Below are 16,549 nucleotides of genomic sequence, written 5' to 3'. Positions count from 1 at the left end.
GGGAATCGCCTCATGGCCATCGACGGACCCTCCGCCCTCACGTCCCATGGCGAAGACGACTGGGAGCCCTTTGGCCGCCGTCTGTTTCAGGACGATTCGACCCGCGCGCTCAGCCGGGTCGGCGTGGTGGATGTGGGCTCGAACTCGGTCCGGATGGTGGTCTTTGACGGTGCAGCGCGCAGCCCGGCCTATTTCTACAATGAAAAGATCATGTGCGGGCTGGGCAAGGGGCTGGCCGAGACCGGCCGCCTGAACCCCGAAGGCCGCAAGCGTGCTTTGTCCGCGCTGCGCCGTTTCGCGCTTCTGGCCAAGGGGATGCAGGTGGACCCGTTCACCGTGGTCGCCACCGCCGCCACGCGTGAGGCGCTGGACGGACCGGAATTCCAGGAAGAGGTGTTCCGCGAGACCGGCCTCAGGCTGCATGTGATCGACGGCGACGAAGAGGCGCGGCTGTCGGCGCAGGGTGTCCTTCTGGGCTGGCCCGATGCCAAGGGGCTGGTCTGCGACATCGGCGGCAATTCCATGGAACTGGCGCGGATCGGCGACGGGCAGGTGGGCAAGCGTGTCTCGACCCCGCTTGGCCCCTTCCGCCTGCAACAGCTGGAAGGCGGGCCGAAACGGCGCAAGGATCACATCGACCGCATCCTGAAGGACGCCCAGTCAAAGCTGAAATCCACCGGGGAACGGATCTATCTGGTCGGAGGCAGCTGGCGCGTCATCGCCCGGCTGGACATGGAGCGGCGGAACTATCCCCTTCTGGTGCTACACGAATACCGCATGACGCCGCAGGGCCTTCTGGACACGCTGGACTGGATCGCGGCCTCGGATCTGGCGATCCTGCGGGCCCGCACCGGCACCGGGGCCGAGCGGATGGAACTGGTCCCCATCGCCTGCGAGGTGCTGCGCGAGCTGATCGCCGTGCTGAAGCCGAAAGAGATCGACGTTTCTGCCTATGGCATCCGTGAGGGGCTGCTCTATGAACAGATGCCCGAAAAGCTGCGCGAGCGGGACCCGCTGATCGAAGCGGCCCGGATGACCGAACGCACCCAGGCCCGGATGCCGGGCTTCGGCAAGAAGCTGTTCGAATTCCTGCAGCCTTTGTTCCGCGATGCGGGTGAACAGCGGCTTCGGCTGATCAAGGCCGCCTGTCTTCTGCATGACAGCACATGGCGGGCCCATCCCGACTACCGGGCCGAGGCCTGTTTCGACAATGCCACCCGCGCCAATCTGGGCGGGCTGGACCATACCGGCCGCGTCTTTCTGGGGCTGGCGCTGCTGCACCGCTACAAGAACAGCCGCTCCGGCAACCGGATGGAACCGCTGTTCCGTCTGCTGTCGGATGCCGACATCCAGCAGGCCGAGGTTCTGGGCAAGGCCATGCGCTTTGGCGCGATGTTCTCGGTCGGCGATCCGGCCCGGGCGGGGCGGCTGGTCTGGATGCCGAAAAAGCGCGTTCTGGGGCTGGAACTGTCCGAGGAAGGCGCGGGCCTGTTCGGAGAGGTGGCACAGGCGCGCTTTGCCGCGCTGGCCGTGGCCCTGAAGGCGCAGACCCGGATCGCCCTTGCCGCCGAGGCGGGCTGATGCTGGTATTCGACCATTTCGCCGTGGCGGCTGCCACGCTGGCCGAAGGTGTGGCCGCTGTTGAGGCGGCGCTTGGCCTGCCGATGGCAGGCGGTGGCGCGCATCCTCTGATGGGCACGCACAACCGGCTGATGGGCATGGGCGATCTGTATCTGGAAGTCATCGCCATCGACCCTGCCGCCCCGCCCCCCGGGCGACCGCGCTGGTTCGACCTTGACCGCTTCTCCGGCCCGCCGCGGATCACCAACTGGGTCGCGGCCTGCGAGGATATCGGCGCGGAACTCGCCGCCTCGCCCGCTGGTGCGGGGGTGGAAACCCCGGTCGCGCGCGGCGATTTCCGCTGGCGCATGGGCATTCCGGCCGACGGGCGCCTGCCGTTCGACGGTGCCTTTCCGGCGCTGATCCGCTGGGACGGGCCGCATCCCGCGCCCCTCCTCCCCGACACCGGCCTGCGGCTGCACCGGCTTGAAATCGCGCATCCCGAAACCCCTGCCCTGCGCGCCGCGCTGGCGGGCCGGTTCGGCGATCCGCGCGTCACCCTCACCGAAGGCCCGCACAAGGCGATGCGCGCCGAATTCGACACGCCGCATGGCAGAAGGAGCCTTGAATGATCCGGGACGCCAATCCCTCTGACGCCCCGGCACTGGCCTCGCTCTGGAATCCGTGGATCACCGGCACCGCCATCACCTTCAATCCGGTGCCGAAATCCGCCGATGACATTGCGGCGATGATCTTTGCCCGGCAGGCTGGCGGACAGGCCTTCGTTCTGGCCGAGAAGGAGGGCGGCCTTCTGGGTTTTGCCACCTACGGACAATTCCGCGGCGGCCCCGGCTATGCCCATACGATGGAACATACAGTGATCCTGAACCCCGGCGCCCGCGGCCACGGCCATGGCCGCGCCCTGATGGCAGCGGTCGAGGATCACGCCCGTCTGGCCGGACACCGGCTGATGATCGGGGCAGTCTCGGGCGAGAACACCGAGGGGCGCGCCTTCCACGAAGCCGTGGGCTATACGCTTTACGGCACGCTGCCGCAGGCCGGGTTCAAGTTCGGACGTCACATGGATTTGTGGCTTCTCGGGAAATTGCTCTGACATTTCCGCTGCGGCGCGGCTATGATCCGGTCATGTCGATCTGGACCCGCATCGCCGACGCCCTCGCCGCCCTTGCCAAGGGAGAGCCGCTTTCCGCGGTTTTCGACATTTTGCGCGGTGCCGCGGCCCCTGAACGGACCATCGGCTTCACCATCGCCGTGCTGTCGCTGGGCGCCAAGATGGCCAAGGCCGATGGCGAGGTGACCCGTGACGAGGTGACCTCGTTCCGCCGCATCTTCACCTTTCCCGAGGGCGAGGAAGAGCATGCCGCCCGCGTCTTCAATCTGGCCCGGCAGGATGTGGCGGGCTTCGACGCCTATGCCCGCAAGATCGCCCGCCTGTTCAACCCCGAAGGCCGCCGCCTCTGCGCCGACGACCACCATGTTCTGGTCGATGTGCTGGAGGCTTTGTTCCAGATCGCGCTGGCCGATGGCAGCTATCATCCCGGCGAAGATGTCTTTCTGGCCCATGTGGCCGAGATCTTCGGGCTGGACGAAGGCTGCTTCCGCGCCGTCCGCGCCCGGCTGGTCGAAGGCGCGCCGCGCGACCCCTATGACGTGCTGGGCATCCCCCGCACCGCCTCGGTCGAAGAAGCGCGCCGCGCATGGCGCGTTCTGGTACGCGACACCCATCCCGATGCGATGATCGCCCGCGGCGTCCCGCCCGAGGCGGTGAAACTGGCCGAACGCCGGCTCATCGCCATCAACGCCGCCTGGAAGGACATCGCCGACCGGAAGGCCGCCTGATGCGCGACAACGTGCTGCGGCTGGCCACCTATAATGTCGAATGGTTCAACGCCCTGTTCGACGATCAGGGGCGGCTCTGGGAAGACGGCGCCCCCTCCTCCCGCTATCACATCACCCGCGCCGGACAGACGGGCGCGCTTGGCATCGTCTTCACCGCGCTCGATGCCGACGGCATCATGATCGTCGAAGGGCCCGACACCAATTCCCGCCGCTCCACCGTGCGCGCGCTGGAGACATTCGCCGCGAAATACGGGCTCCGGACAAGCCGGGCGATCCACGGCTTCTCCTCGGAAACCGAACAGGAAATCGCCTTCCTCTACGATCCCGCCCGCCTGTCCGTCCGCCATGATCCCCGCGGCGACCCCACCGGCAAGAAGGGCAGCCGGCTGGCCCCCCGCTTCGACGGCACCTTCCGCTACGATCTTGACGCCGACCACGCGCCCGACACGATCCGCTTTTCCAAACCGCCCTTGGAACTGGTCCTGCGCACGCCGGGCGGCCACCGCCTGCGGGTGATCGGCGTCCATGCCAAATCCAAGAACCCCCATGGCGCCACCGACGAGGCCAGCGCCATGCGCGTCTCGATCGAGAACCGCAGAAAGCAGCTGGCGCAATGCATCTGGCTGCGCCAGCGGGTCGAGGAACACCTGAGCCGCGGCGAAAGCCTTGTGGTGATGGGCGATTTCAATGACGGCCCCGGTCTGGACGAATTCGAAAAATTGTTCGGGAAATCCGGGATCGAGATCGTGCTGGGCGAAGGGGCGCCGCCCGCGCTGCGGCTCTGTGACCCGCATGCCCAGATGGCCCTGAACGCGCGGATCGGCTTTGCCCCCACCACCGCACGGTTCTACCTTGCGCCGAAGAAACGCTATTTCGAAGCGCTCCTCGATTTCGTCATGGTCTCGCCCGGCATCGCCGCCCGCCAGCCGGAATGGCGGATCTGGCACCCGTTCAACGATCCCATGGTCACCGCCGTCCCCGAACTGCGCGAGGCGCTGCTGCAGGCGTCGGACCATTTCCCGGTCACCATCGACATTCCGCTGGAGGCGCCGCCCGGCAGGACCCCGCCCGTTCCGCCCGGCTGAATTGCGCGCGTGCCGGGGCCGCCCCATATTGGGGGCAGTGCTTTGCAGTGCCGGACCGGAGGATTCATGCCCGCCGCAAACATGCGCCCCGCTAATACCCGCCCCATGCGCCTGAAATCCCTGCTCCTGCGACCCGCGCCGGTTCTGGCCGCGCTGGCACTGGCCGCGCCGCCGTCTGTGCTTGGCGCCCAGACCGATCCCCCGGCCGCAGCAGAATCCCCCGATGAAGGCTTCTCGCTGATGGAAGAGGGGGCGAAACTCCTCTTCCGCGGCCTCATGCAGGAGATGGAACCCGCGCTCGACGAGATGGGCCGGACGCTGGAAGAGTTCCGCCCCCTGATCGAGGAATGGGGCCCGCAACTGCGCGAGGTGGCCCGGCTGATGGGCGATATCGAAAACTACAACCCGCCGGAAATCCTGCCCAACGGCGATATCCTGATCCGCCGCAAGACGCCGCTGGTGCCCGCCCCGCTGGAAAAACCCGCCCCCGGCGCCGAAATCGAACTGTAATCCACCTTCATCTTGGCTAAAATATCCCGGGGGGCGGCGAAGCCGGGGGGCAGCGCCCCCCCTCTCGCCGGTGCAGGCCAGGGGCCTGCGCCGGGACATGGCATGCGGCCCTCGGGGCCGCTCCGCGAGGTCAGCCTGCGGAAAGCACTGCGCCTCAGCCCGGCAGCGCCGCCACCAGCGCGGCGAAATGCTCGCCCCGCTTCTCGAAATTCGGATATTGGTCGAAACTCGCCGCGGCGGGGGCCAGCAGTACCACCTCACCCGGCTCGGCTTCTGCCGCGGCCTGCGCCACCGCCGCCTCCATCGTCTCGGCAATCACATGCGGGGTCTGGCCGATCTGCAGCGCGAAGTCCCGCGCGGAATGGCCGATCAGATAGGCCTTCACCACCGGGCCCAGCAAAGGCTCCAGTGCGGCGATGCCGCCGTCCTTGCCCATGCCGCCCGCGATCCAGCGGATCTTCGGGAAAGCCTGCAGCGCCTTGGCGGCACTGTCCACATTGGTCGCCTTGGAATCATTGATGAATTTCACGCCACCAATCTCGCGCAGCAGCTGGCTGCGGTGCGGCAGCCCGGCAAAGCTGTGCAGGGCCTCTTCGATCAGCTTGGGCGCCAGGCCAAGCGCCCGCGTCGCCGCATAGGCCGCGCAGGCGTTCTGATGGTTATGCGCGCCCGGCAGCCCGGCAATCCCGCGCAGGTCGATGCTGGCCACCTGCCGTCCCTTGCGCCATTCCGCCAGAAACCCTTTGCGCGCGAAGACCGACCAGCCGAACCCCTCCAGCTTCGTCCCCGAGGAAATCCGGATCACCCGGTCATCCCCCGGCCCCTGCCCCAGCTGGTTGGCCAGATACCGGCCTTCCGTCTCATCCACCCCCACGACCGCACGGTCCGGCCCGCCCTCGGCGAACAGCCGGCGCTTGGCCGCGAAATAGCCGCCCATGCCGTTATGCCGGTCCAGATGATCGGGCGAGAGATTGGTGAAGACCGCCACATCGGGCGTCAGCGCGCGGGCAAGATCGGTCTGGTAGCTGGACAGTTCCAGCACCACCACCTCGCCATCCTGCGCCGGGTCGATCGACAACACGCCCTTGCCGATGTTGCCCGCCATCTGCGTCGGGCGCCCGGCCTCTTGCAGGATATGGTGGATCAGCGCGGTCGTGGTGGATTTGCCGTTCGATCCGGTCACCGCCACCACTTTGGGCATGGTTTCGAAATCATCCCAGGCCGGACCGGCCCAGCTTTGGAAGAACAGGCCGATGTCATTGTCCACCGGCACGCCCGCCTCCAGCGCGCGGGCGATCACCGGATGGGGTTTCGGGTAAAGATGCGGTATCCCCGGCGAGGTGACGAGGCAGGCCACCCCTTCCAGCGCGGCATTGCGGGTCAGATCGGTCAGGACAAAGCCTTCGGCCTCGGCCTTGGCGCGCGCCTCGGGGCTGTCGTCCCACAACAGGGGCTCCGCGCCGCCCGCCTCCAGCGCCTGCGCCGTGGCCAGACCCGACCGGCCCAAGCCCAGAACCGCCACCCTCTGCCCCTGATAGCCCCGAACCGGGATCATCGCCGCCCCCTTTGCCGCCTTTGCCCAAGCCATAGGAGACGCGGGCGCAAAGCGGAAGGCCCCTTACGGCATCTGCCCCCTTACGGCATCTGCATCGTCACCACCGGCCACAGCGACAGGACCAGCACCACCGCCATTGCCCCGTTGAAGAGGCGCAGCCGGACGGGATGCTCCAGCCAGCGGCGCAGCCCCTGCCCCGCCGCCGCCCAGACCGAAATCGACGGCAGCCCGACCGCCATGAACCCCGCCGCCACCGCCAGATAGGCCGCGGCCGAAGGTTGGGCGACATAGGCCGTCACCGCGCCCAGGCTCATGGCCCAGGCCTTGGGGTTGACCCATTGGAATGCCGCCGCCTGCAGCAGCGTCATCGGCCGCGCGCCGACCCGCCCGCTGCCGGGGGCGCCTGCGCGGGCAATCTTCCACGCCAGCCAGAGCATATAGGCGACCGAGGCCACCTTCAGCAGCGTCAGCGCCGGCGGCCAGGCGCGGAACAGCCCGGCGACGCCCAGGCCGGTGGCGCTGACCAGCACCCCCATGCCAAGGCTGATCCCCAGCATATGCGGCAGCGTGCGGCGGAACCCGAAGTTCACCCCAGAGGCCAGCAGCATCATATTGTTCGGCCCCGGTGTCACCGTGGTCACGAAGGCAAAGCCGAGCAGGGCAAGGTACAGATCCCATGTCATGGCGCAATCTTTGCGCTGCAATTCGCGGTGAATGATTGCAATCTGCATCGCCTGATCGCACTATACACAACAAATGACCGATATTGACGCCACAAACAGCCGGATATTGCGAGAGCTTTTGCGCGACGGTCGCCTGACCAATCTTGCTCTGGCCGAGCGGGTGGGCCTGTCGCCCAGTGCCTGCCTGCGCCGTGTGCAGGAGATGGAGCGGGCGGGCATCATCAAGGGCTATCGCGCGGTGCTGGACGGGGAAAAGACCGGCACCGGCTTTGTCGCCTATGTGACCGTTGGCCTGAACACCCACACCAAAGCTGCGCAGGAGGCGTTCGAGCGTGCCGTGTCCCGCGCGCCGCAGGTCCGGGAATGCCACAACATCACTGGCAACGTCGAATACCTCCTCCGGGTCGAAACCGCCGATCTGGCCAGCTACAAGCATTGGCACACCGATATTCTGGGCGTGCTGCCGCAGGTGCAGACCGTGGTCACCCATGTCGTGATGGGCAGCCCCAAGGATGACCGCGGCTGAACCGGCACATCCGGCGGGAACGGAATTCCCCGCCGCCGGTCCGCGATGAAACTCCCGCATCTTCAAGTTGAAAATTTCGGATATCCCGTTCCACTGCCGCCCATTGCCGGGCCGCAGGTCGCCGCCTAAACTTCGCCCGCAATCCGGGAGGAACGATATGACCGACAGACCGCAGGGCTTTGACACGCTGGCCATTCACGCCGGCACCGCGCCCGACCCCGCCACCGGCGCGATCCAGACGCCGATCTACCAGACCACCGCCTATCAGTTCAAAGATGCCGACCATGCCGCGCGGCTCTTCAATCTGCAGGAAGTGGGCTACATCTATTCGCGGCTGACGAACCCGACGGTTGCGGCTCTGGCCAATCGGGTGGCCGCGCTGGAAGGGGCGGCGGGCGGGATCGCCTGCTCCTCTGGCCATGCCGCGCAGATCATGGCGCTGTTTCCGCTGATGGGGCCGGGCCGCAACATCGTGGCCTCGACCCGGCTTTACGGCGGCACGATCACCCAGTTCAGCCAGACCATCAAACGCTTCGGCTGGTCGGCCAAATTCGTCGACACCGACGATCTGGCCGCGGTCGAGGCGGCGGTGGACGACGACACCCGCGCAATCTTCTGTGAAACCATCGCCAATCCGGGCGGCTATATCAGCGATATCCCCGCGCTGGCACGCATTGCCAACCTGAAGGGCATTCCGCTGATCGTGGACAACACCACCGCCACGCCCTGGCTGGCCCGGCCCATCGAGATGGGGGCCACGCTGGTCGTGCATTCGGCCACCAAATACCTGACCGGGAACGGCACCGTCACCGGTGGCATCGTGGTCGATTCGGGCAAGTTCGACTGGTCGCAGAACGACAAATTCCCCAGCCTGTCGCAGCCGGAGCCCGCCTATCACGGCCTGGCCTTCCACCCCGCGCTTGGGGCCATGGCCTATACGTTCCATTCCATCGCCGTGGGCTTGCGCGATCTGGGCATGACGATGAACCCGCAGGGCGCGCATTACACGCTGATGGGCGTCGAGACGCTGGGCCTGCGGATGGAACGGCATGTGAAGAACGCCCAGATCGTGGCCGACTGGCTGGAGCAGGATCCGCGGGTGGAGTATGTCACCTATGCCGGGCTGAAATCCTCGCCCTGGCATCGCCGGGCCGAGGCGCTTTTGCCCAAGGGGGCGGGTGCGCTGTTCACCTTCGCGCTGAAGGGCGGCTATGACACCTGCGTCAGCCTGATCAACAATCTGAAGCTGTTCAGCCATGTCGCCAATCTGGGCGATACGCGCAGCCTTGTGATCCACTCTGCCTCGACCACGCACCGGCAGCTGAGCGAAGAGCAGCAGATCGCCGCGGGCGCGGCGCCGAATGTGGTGCGCGTCTCCATCGGGATCGAGGATGTGGCCGATATCATCGCCGATCTGGATCAGGCGCTGACGGCGGCGACCGGACAGTCCCGCTAAGGACTTCGCGCCCCGCCGTCAGAACAGCGGCGGGGCGGGGAACATCCCTTTTGGCATGGCAGCCAACCAGCCGAACCGCACCGAGGAGGAGGAGGCCCCCGGCCCCTCCCAGCTCAGCGACAGGGATTGCAGGCGGCAGGGTCGCCCGGCCGCCTCGCTCTCGGCGCAGACCTGACCGGCGGCGGCAACCAGCGCGGTCAGCGCCTCTTGCGGAGTCGCAGCGGCAAGGTCCGGTCCCGTCGCATCGGGGTTCACCCAATCCGCGTGATGGATCACCGTGGCCAGATCGGGCAGCGGCAGCGGGCCGGGTTTCTGCGTGAAGGCCAGCCGGAACCGGAATTCCGCCGTGCCGGTGGCCGGGTCGAAACTGTCTTTCACCGCCCGGGCCAGAATCACCCGGCAGCCCGAGGCCCAGTCCGCCAGCAGCGGGCGGCAGAGGTCCAGCGCCAGAATAGGCGCGCGGATATCGGCGAACACCCCCGCAAAGACCGCATCCGGCAGCCGCTCGCCCGCGGCCAGCAGCGTGGTCAGCGGCAGGCGCAGCACGATCTGCACCTCTCTCCCCTCGACAAAGCGGTCCTGTTTCAGAAAGCCCGCGGCCTCGGCCTGTTCGACCAGTCCGCCACCGGGCGAGATCAGCCAGTCCTGTTCGGGCACCGCGGCATCCTGCGGGGCGGGCGCACCCGCCATTGCGGCAAAGGGTCCGGCGCGGACCTCCGGCGCGGGCGCCGTGGCGGTCGGCGTGCCGCGATGGGTCTGCCAATATTGCCAGCCCGCGGCCCCGCCCGCAAAGACGACCAACGCAAGACCAAGGAAAAGAACGATCCGCACCAGCATGTTACATGCCCCCTTCCAACGTCAGGTTCTTCAGATCCCCCCAGGCGAAGGCCGCGGCAATGGCCTCCACCCGCGCGGCAAAGCCCTGCCCGGCACGGTCCATCGCCGGGGTTTCCAGATATTGGTCCTGCGTCAGGCTGACGGGGGCACCCTTCACCGGGGCAAAGACCGCCCGCGCCTCGGGTGTGGCAGGCAGCGGACCGGCGACTGCGGCCGTGGCCGCCAGCCAGCCACCGGCCAGTGTTTCACCCGCGCCATAGCCGAAGGCTGACCGAAACCAGCCGTCCCACGCGGCGACCTGTGCGGCGAACTGCGCCTCTTTCGCGGCCACGTCGTCGGGGCGGATCGCGCCATTGGCGACGGATTGATAATAGAGATGCCCGGGGTTCAGCGGATAGAAGGGCAAGAGGCCGCAGGCCTGAAGCTCCGCCCCGCGCAGGACCTCGACCGGAACGTCGGCGGGCAGGTTGGCCACGCCCATCTGATCGCCGCCCAGCAGGACCACCCGCTCCAGCCTTGCGCCGGGGGAAAGATGCAGGTTCACGATCTGCCGGCCATAGCCCGCCTCGACCACCAGATAGACCGGGGCAGCGGTTTCGGTCACGGCCACGTCAAAGGACTGATACCCCAGCCCCGCGGCCGAGGGCCGGTGCCGGCCGCCATGATCGCGCGCGACATTGACCAGGACCTGCACCGCCTGGGCCAGATCGGCGTCGTTATAGGTGGCCAGCGCCAGCGTCATACCGGTATCGCCACGCTGTCCCACATGGGCAAAGGCCGCCCCGGCCGAAGGCGGCGTGGGCAGGCAGCCCGCCAGCGGTGCCAGCACGGTCAGCGGCCCGGTCTCGGCATCGCGCACACGGGCGGAATAGTCAGCGACCACATCCCCGACAAAGGCCGCCCCGCCCCCTGCAAGCCCGGCAATCGGGCCTGAAACCTTCCAGCCATCCGAACTGTCGCGCAGATAGTCCAGCGGGGCGCGCCCCTCTTCGCCCCGGGTCGCATAGCCGCGGTCCATCAGCATCTGCGGATCGCCCATCGTCTCCAGAAAGGCGATGGCCCGCGCGGGCAGCACATTTTCAAAGGCCCGCGGCCCAAGGCTGACCAGCAGGAACACAAAAAGCGCAAGGACGCCGACGATCACCAGGCTGACCGGACCGCGAACCATGAAAAACCCCCGAAAGCGTATGGCCTCCGGGGGTTCTGCGGTTCAAATACGGCGAAAACGCGCCGGAAGCGGGAAAGCTTCGCGGTGCTTATTCGGTGGCCAGCGCCCAGGTGACGGTGACGCCCGCATTGTAGCTGACCTCACCCGCCTGCACCGGCACCGCTCCGGCCGAGTCGGCCTTGTAGAGCGGGACCGGCGTGCCATAGCCGCCGCCTTCGCTGATCGAGACGATGGCCCCCAGCTTCACCCCGGCGGCATTGGCCAGAAGCTCTGCCTTGGTGCGGGCATCGGCCACGGCGGCCACGCGCGCCTCATCCAGCGCGGGGCGCGGATCGGCCAGACCGAAGCTGACGCCGTTCAGCGTATTGGCGCCATCGGCCACCGCGGCATCCAGCACCGCGCCCAAGCCCTCCAGCGCCAGAATGTCGACGGTGACAAAGTTCGACGCCGTATAGCCTGAAATCGTCTGCCCCGAGGACGAGGAATCATAGCCCGACCAGTTCGGGTTCACCGACAGATTGCTGGTCTGGATGTCCTTGGCAGCGACGCCAGCCGCCTTCAGCCGGTCGATCACCGCCTGCATCGCCACCGAATTCCCGGCCAGCGCCTCGGCCGCCGTCGCCTCGACGGTGGTGACGCCGATGGTCACGGTGGCCATGTCCGGGGACCGGAAAACCATCGCCTCACCCGTGACGGTGATCGTGGCCGTCTGGGTCTGGCCCGCGGTCTGCGCCATCGCCGGCCGGACCGCGGTCATCGTCGCGGTGGACAGGGCCGCTGCCATCAGCGCGGCCACGGGAAGCGCCCGAAGGGCCTGGGGAAGCTTGCGCATGGATCTCTCCTTTGTTCGATCTGCCTGCAATTGCCCCTCTGTAACGCAGGCCGTTGCGGGTTCCTTGGCGCTCACGGGTGTTTTTCTTTCTTTCGGCGGAAAGCTGCTATAGACAGTCTGCACCCTCCGGGGCGCGTTCCCGCGCCCTGCCTTGCTGTGCTAGACCCTAGGCATGAAACCGAATTTCGCCCTGAACTTCACCGACACCAGCATCGCGCTCCTGCACCGGACGGCGAAGGGCTGGCTCAAGGTCGGCGAGACGCCCTTCGACAGCCCCGATCTGGAGGAGGCGCTGGATTATCTGCGCAAGACCGCCCTCGGGCTGGAACCGGGCGGATTCTCGACCAAGCTGGTCATCCCGAATGCGCAGGTGCTTTACACTGCGGTTCAGGTGACGGGCACCACCGACGAGGCGAAACGGGCCGAGATCGCCGAGGCGCTGGAAGGGCGGACGCCCTATCGCGCCGATGAGATCGTCTTCGACTGGTCGGGCGACGGGGCTTCGGTTCTGGTCGCCGCCGTCGCGCGCGAGACGCTGGCCGAGGCCGAGGGCTTTGCCGTGCAGCACCGGTTCAACCCGGTCAGCTTTGTCGCGGCCCCCGAGGAGGATGGTTTCGCGGGCGAGCCGTGGTTCGGCCCCACGGCCGCCGCCGCGGATCTGACCGTCGAGCGCGACAGCATGCCGGTGAATGCCGCCGAGCCCCCCCGCGCCCGCCGCCAGCCGGAGCCCGAGCCGGTGCCGGAACCTGAACGGCTGGCCGAGCCTGAGCCTATGCCAGAGCCGCAGGCAGCGCCTGCCGTGGCCCCGCCACCGCCGCCGCAAGAACCGCCGCCCGCGCCAAAGGCCGCCATGGCTGCGCCGGAGCCCGCCGTCCTGCCCGCAGCCCCGCCGCCGGTTGCGGCAGAGCCTGCCGCGCCACCGCCTGCCCCGGCCAAGCCGGTGGCGCCCCCGGCCACCGAAACCGCGCCCGCTGATCCTGTGCCGGCCGAACCTGTGATTGCAGAACCCGCGGCAGCCGAGCCCGTGGCGCCTGCTCCGGTGGCGGCGGAATCTGCGCCCAATGCACCCGAATCCGCGCCCCGCCCGCAGGCCGAATTCCGCTTTGCCGAACCGGCGCCTCTGGGCGGCAACGCTGGCCCGGCACCCGCTGCTGCGGCTGAACCCATACCCGCGGCACCGGTCCCGCAACCGGCCCCGAAACCCGCCCTGTCGGTCTCTTCGGTCGAACCGACGCGGATGCCCGCCCCCCCGGCGGTCACGCCCCCCGTCGCACCGGCCGCTGCTGCGGCCCCCTCTTTCAGCAGCCCGCGCCCCCAGCCGCCGCATCAGCCGGAAGTGGAGCCGGAGCCGGACGAGGCGCCCTTTGCCCATGTGCCCGATAGTTCGGCCTTCCCCGAAGAAGACGATCTGCCGCCCGCACCGGCACTGCGCCGCCCCTCGCCCTTGGCCGCCGATCCCGAAGAGGACGACCTGCCGCCGGCACCGTCCAATGCGGTGATGGCCGCCCTTGCCAGCCGCCGCAGCGATGCCGCGGCCCCGGCCAGCCCGGCCGCCGCAGGCAAGGCCCCGCCGCTGCCCCCGGTAACCCGGCCCGATGCGGCCACGCTGGCCCGCAATGCCCGTGGCAAGCCGATCGAAGATCTGCCGCCCGTGCCGCGCCCGCCGCAGCCCCTTGCCGCCCGCCCCCCCGTGACCGCGACAAAGCCCGCGGCCAAGGGGCCTGGCACATCGGTGCCGCCGCCCGGCAAGGCCAAGCCAAAGGCCAAGGTCACCGCAACCCCGTCCGCAGCCCGCCCGGCCGGTGCCGGGGCGGCTGCCCCGGCCATGACGGCTGAAGAGGCGGCGCGCAGCCTTGGCAAATCGCCCTTCACCGGACCCGGCCTGCAGCGGGGCAAGCCGCGCTATCTGGGGCTGATCCTGACCGCGATCCTGCTGATCTGTCTTGCGCTGGTCGCGGCCTGGTCATCGTTCTTCCTTGCCTCACGCGGGGATCAGGACCCGGCCGTCGCCGTGGCCGCGCTGGACGGCGGCAGCACGGTGGATGCGGAACTTCTGGCCGACGGACAGGACCCCGAGGCACTGGCCGATGGCGTGACGGGCGACGAGGCGGAACTTGCCGCTCCGGACGGGGACAATACGCTGGCCGCGGGCGATGAGCCGCCTGCAGAACAAGCCGCCGAGGACCCGACCCTTGCCGCCGGAGCCGCGCCGGAGCCCAGGGTTGAGCCCGCTCCTGAAACGGCCATGACAAGCGACAGCCCCACCGCTGTCGCTTTGGCCGATTCCGAGGATGAGATTTTCCTGTCCGCGGCCGATGCGCCGCCGCCGGCCTTCGACGCACTGTCGCTGCCCGCCCCGCAGGGGGCCGAGGAACAGTCGCCGGACGCGCCGATGCCTCCGCCGCCCTATGGTATGGTTTACCAGTTCGACGCGAACGGGCTGATCGTGCCGATGGCCGAGGGCATTCCCAGCCCCGATGGCTATACGATCTGGGCGGGCAAGCCCGTCCGGGTGCCCCCGGCGCGCAGTGCCGCCGCGGAAGAGGCCGCAACGACCTCCCGTGCCGCCGCAGAAGCCGCGGCTGCCGTGGAAGCCGCGCCCGTGGCCCCCGGAGCGGCCCCCGCCGGTGCCGTGGTCGAGGCCGTGCCTGTCGCCGCCACCGGACCCGAGGCGCAGCCGAATCCCGAACTCGCCGACCGCCGCCCGCGGGTCCGTCCCGAGGGGTTGGTCCCGGCCACGGCCGACGATGATGCCGCCCTGCAACCCGAAGCGGTGGTTGATTTTGCCAGCCTGAAGCCACGCGCGCGCCCAGAGATCATTCTGGCCGCCGGTGAGCGGGCCCGGTCCGACACGGCTGCCGCGTCACTGGCCTCTGGAGAGGCAGAGGTGCAACTGGCCTCTGCCGCGGTGCCTTCGGTGACCGCAGAAGATGCGGCGAACCCTTCGCTTCTGACCATTTCGCGCCGCCCGGCGACGAAGCCCAAGGATTTCTCCCGCGCGGTCGAGGCCGCCGTGGCCGCCGCCGTCCGCGCGCCGGACCCCGTGCCAGAGCCGGAGCCCGCCCCCGCCGCCAAGAAGACGGCCAAGGCGCCCGAGGTGAAGCCCGAGGAACATGACGAGATCGACGAGCCGGAGGTCGTGGCCGCCGCGCCGAAGATCCCGACCAAGGCCAGCGTGGCCAAGCAGGCCACCTACAAGAACGCGATCAACCTGTCGAAGATCAACCTGATCGGCATCTACGGCACGCCGTCCAACCGCTATGCGCTGATCCGGCAGGCCAATGGCCGTTACAAGAAGGTCAAGGTCGGCGAGAAGATCGACGGCGGCCGGATCGAGGCGATCACCCAGACCGAAGTCCGCTATCAGAAGGGCGGCCGCCTGCTCGCGCTGGAGATGCCGAAGGGCTGATCCGGCGCAACCGCGCCCCGCTCAGGCGCCGGAGACCCCGGCCTCGGCAAAGGTCGCCATGCCCGCATGGCAGGCGACCGCCGCCTTCACCAGCCCAAGCGCGACCCCGGCGCCCGACCCCTCCCCCAGCCGCAGGCCCAGATCCAGAAGCGGCGCCTTGTCCAGCGCGGCCAGCAGGCGGCGATGCGCGCCTTCGGCCCCCACATGGGCGGCCATGCAATGATCCAGCGCGCCCGGCATCGCCCGATGCAAGACCGCCGCCGCCGCACAGGCGATGAACCCGTCCAGAAGAACCGGCACCCGCAGCATCCGCGCATGCAGGATGGCTCCGGTCATCGCCGCCACCTCGCGCCCGCCCAGACGGCGCAACACCTCCAGCGGGTCGTCCAGATGCCCGGCATGGGCGGCCAGCCCCGCGGCCACTGCCGCCTCTTTCCGGGCCAGCCCGGCATCATCCACCCCGGTTCCGCGCCCCGCCCAGCCGGTGCCGCCGAACAAGGCCGCCGCCAGCGCCGCCGCCACCGTGGTGTTGCCGATGCCCATCTCACCCGCGATGAAGAGGTCCAGCCCGGGATCGACCGCATCCCATCCGGCCTGCAGCGCGGCGGCCAGTTCTGCCGCACTCATCGCGGGGCTTTCGGTGAAATCCGCCGTGGGCTGGTCCAGATCCAGCGGCACCACCTGCATCTCGGCCCCGAAGCTGCGGGCCAGCTGGTTGATCGCCGCGCCACCCGCTGTGAAATTCGCCACCATCTGCGCCGTCACCGCCGCCGGAAAGGCCGAAACGCCGCGCGCCGCCACCCCGTGATTGCCCGCGAAAACCGCGATCCGCACCCGGTCGGCCTGCGGTACCGCACGGCCCTGCCATGCGGCCAGCCACAGGACAATCTCCTCAAGCCGGCCAAGCGCACCGGGCGGCTTCGTCAGCACGGCATCGCGCGCGCGGGCCGCGGCCACAGCGGCAGCATCGGGGCCGGGCAAGGCAGCAAGGGCGGCACGGAAGGGGGCAAGTCCGGTCATGAAGGTGATCCCGATTGATCCTGTCGGACCAAGGGGCTACCCCATCCG

The 16,549-nt window shown here is 68.7% G+C and carries 15 protein-coding genes; 9 read left to right on the top strand and 6 right to left on the bottom strand.

The annotated features are described in order from the left end of the window. Window positions 1–12: 12 nt before the first annotated feature. The 6 genes from ACO2Q5_RS06215 to ACO2Q5_RS06190 all read left to right on the top strand — a co-directional run bounded on the left by ACO2Q5_RS06215 (window position 13) and on the right by ACO2Q5_RS06190 (window position 5,015). Window positions 13–1,581, top strand: a complete 1,569-nt coding sequence (locus tag ACO2Q5_RS06215; RefSeq protein ID WP_423289005.1) for a Ppx/GppA family phosphatase — start codon at window positions 13–15, stop codon at window positions 1,579–1,581. Further along, entirely contained in the window at window positions 1,581–2,192 is a 612-nt protein-coding gene (locus ACO2Q5_RS06210; protein WP_423289003.1) for a VOC family protein, read from the top strand. The genes ACO2Q5_RS06215 and ACO2Q5_RS06210 overlap by 1 nt, the downstream gene beginning before the upstream one ends. Further along, window positions 2,189–2,674, top strand: coding sequence for a GNAT family N-acetyltransferase (locus ACO2Q5_RS06205; protein ID WP_423289001.1), 486 nt, complete (start codon window positions 2,189–2,191; stop codon window positions 2,672–2,674). Before ACO2Q5_RS06210 ends, ACO2Q5_RS06205 begins: the two co-directional genes overlap by 4 nt. 32 nt (window positions 2,675–2,706) lie before the next feature. Continuing rightward, complete coding sequence (locus ACO2Q5_RS06200; protein WP_423288999.1) at window positions 2,707–3,420, top strand: TerB family tellurite resistance protein; 714 nt, start codon at window positions 2,707–2,709, stop codon at window positions 3,418–3,420. Continuing rightward, the gene (locus tag ACO2Q5_RS06195; protein ID WP_423288997.1) at window positions 3,420–4,505 is read left to right on the top strand and encodes an endonuclease/exonuclease/phosphatase family protein; all 1,086 of its coding nucleotides are present in this window, start codon (window positions 3,420–3,422) and stop codon (window positions 4,503–4,505) included. Before ACO2Q5_RS06200 ends, ACO2Q5_RS06195 begins: the two co-directional genes overlap by 1 nt. A gap of 66 nt (window positions 4,506–4,571) precedes the next feature. Continuing rightward, window positions 4,572–5,015 (top strand): hypothetical protein, encoded by a 444-nt coding sequence (locus tag ACO2Q5_RS06190; RefSeq protein ID WP_423288995.1) that lies wholly within the window; start codon window positions 4,572–4,574, stop codon window positions 5,013–5,015. Window positions 5,016–5,169: 154 nt separating this feature from the next. Here ACO2Q5_RS06190 and murD read toward each other — a convergent pair whose 3' ends face one another. After that, window positions 5,170–6,570 (bottom strand): UDP-N-acetylmuramoyl-L-alanine--D-glutamate ligase, encoded by a 1,401-nt coding sequence (gene murD, locus ACO2Q5_RS06185; protein ID WP_423288993.1) that lies wholly within the window; start codon window positions 6,568–6,570, stop codon window positions 5,170–5,172. A gap of 80 nt (window positions 6,571–6,650) precedes the next feature. Next, window positions 6,651–7,253 (bottom strand): LysE family translocator, encoded by a 603-nt coding sequence (locus ACO2Q5_RS06180; RefSeq protein WP_423288991.1) that lies wholly within the window; start codon window positions 7,251–7,253, stop codon window positions 6,651–6,653. A 73-nt stretch (window positions 7,254–7,326) separates the two neighbouring features. Here ACO2Q5_RS06180 and ACO2Q5_RS06175 point away from each other — a divergent pair, with 73 nt between their 5' ends. Both ACO2Q5_RS06175 and ACO2Q5_RS06170 read left to right on the top strand, forming a co-directional pair. After that, window positions 7,327–7,779: an Lrp/AsnC family transcriptional regulator gene (locus ACO2Q5_RS06175; RefSeq protein WP_423288989.1), complete on the top strand. Its 453-nt coding sequence runs from the start codon at window positions 7,327–7,329 to the stop codon at window positions 7,777–7,779. A gap of 157 nt (window positions 7,780–7,936) precedes the next feature. Further along, window positions 7,937–9,235 carry an O-acetylhomoserine aminocarboxypropyltransferase/cysteine synthase family protein gene (locus ACO2Q5_RS06170; RefSeq protein ID WP_423288987.1) on the top strand — a complete coding sequence of 433 codons (1,299 nt, stop codon included), beginning with the start codon at window positions 7,937–7,939 and terminating at the stop codon, window positions 9,233–9,235. A gap of 18 nt (window positions 9,236–9,253) precedes the next feature. Here ACO2Q5_RS06170 and ACO2Q5_RS06165 read toward each other — a convergent pair whose 3' ends face one another. The 3 genes from ACO2Q5_RS06165 to ACO2Q5_RS06155 all read right to left on the bottom strand — a co-directional run bounded on the left by ACO2Q5_RS06165 (window position 9,254) and on the right by ACO2Q5_RS06155 (window position 12,072). Further along, on the bottom strand, window positions 9,254–10,072 hold the full coding sequence (locus ACO2Q5_RS06165; protein WP_423288985.1) for a hypothetical protein: 819 nt from the start codon (window positions 10,070–10,072) through the stop codon (window positions 9,254–9,256). A 1-nt stretch (window position 10,073) separates the two neighbouring features. After that, window positions 10,074–11,240, bottom strand: coding sequence for a hypothetical protein (locus ACO2Q5_RS06160; protein ID WP_423288983.1), 1,167 nt, complete (start codon window positions 11,238–11,240; stop codon window positions 10,074–10,076). A gap of 88 nt (window positions 11,241–11,328) precedes the next feature. Next, entirely contained in the window at window positions 11,329–12,072 is a 744-nt protein-coding gene (locus tag ACO2Q5_RS06155) for an SIMPL domain-containing protein (RefSeq protein WP_423288981.1), read from the bottom strand. Between the two features lie 172 nt (window positions 12,073–12,244). Between ACO2Q5_RS06155 and ACO2Q5_RS06150 the strand changes: the two genes are divergently transcribed. After that, window positions 12,245–15,481, top strand: coding sequence for a hypothetical protein (locus ACO2Q5_RS06150; protein ID WP_423288979.1), 3,237 nt, complete (start codon window positions 12,245–12,247; stop codon window positions 15,479–15,481). 21 nt (window positions 15,482–15,502) lie between these two features. On the opposite strand, the gene cobT is transcribed toward ACO2Q5_RS06150, so the two are convergent. Further along, window positions 15,503–16,501, bottom strand: a complete 999-nt coding sequence (gene cobT / locus ACO2Q5_RS06145) for a nicotinate-nucleotide--dimethylbenzimidazole phosphoribosyltransferase (RefSeq protein WP_423288977.1) — start codon at window positions 16,499–16,501, stop codon at window positions 15,503–15,505. Window positions 16,502–16,549 lie beyond the last annotated feature (48 nt).

The organism is Neotabrizicola sp. VNH66, assembly GCF_049445895.1.
In the GTDB taxonomy this organism is placed as follows: domain Bacteria; phylum Pseudomonadota; class Alphaproteobacteria; order Rhodobacterales; family Rhodobacteraceae; genus Pseudogemmobacter.
Note: the sequence above shows the minus strand (reverse complement) of the source record. Positions and strands in the feature narration are given on the sequence as shown.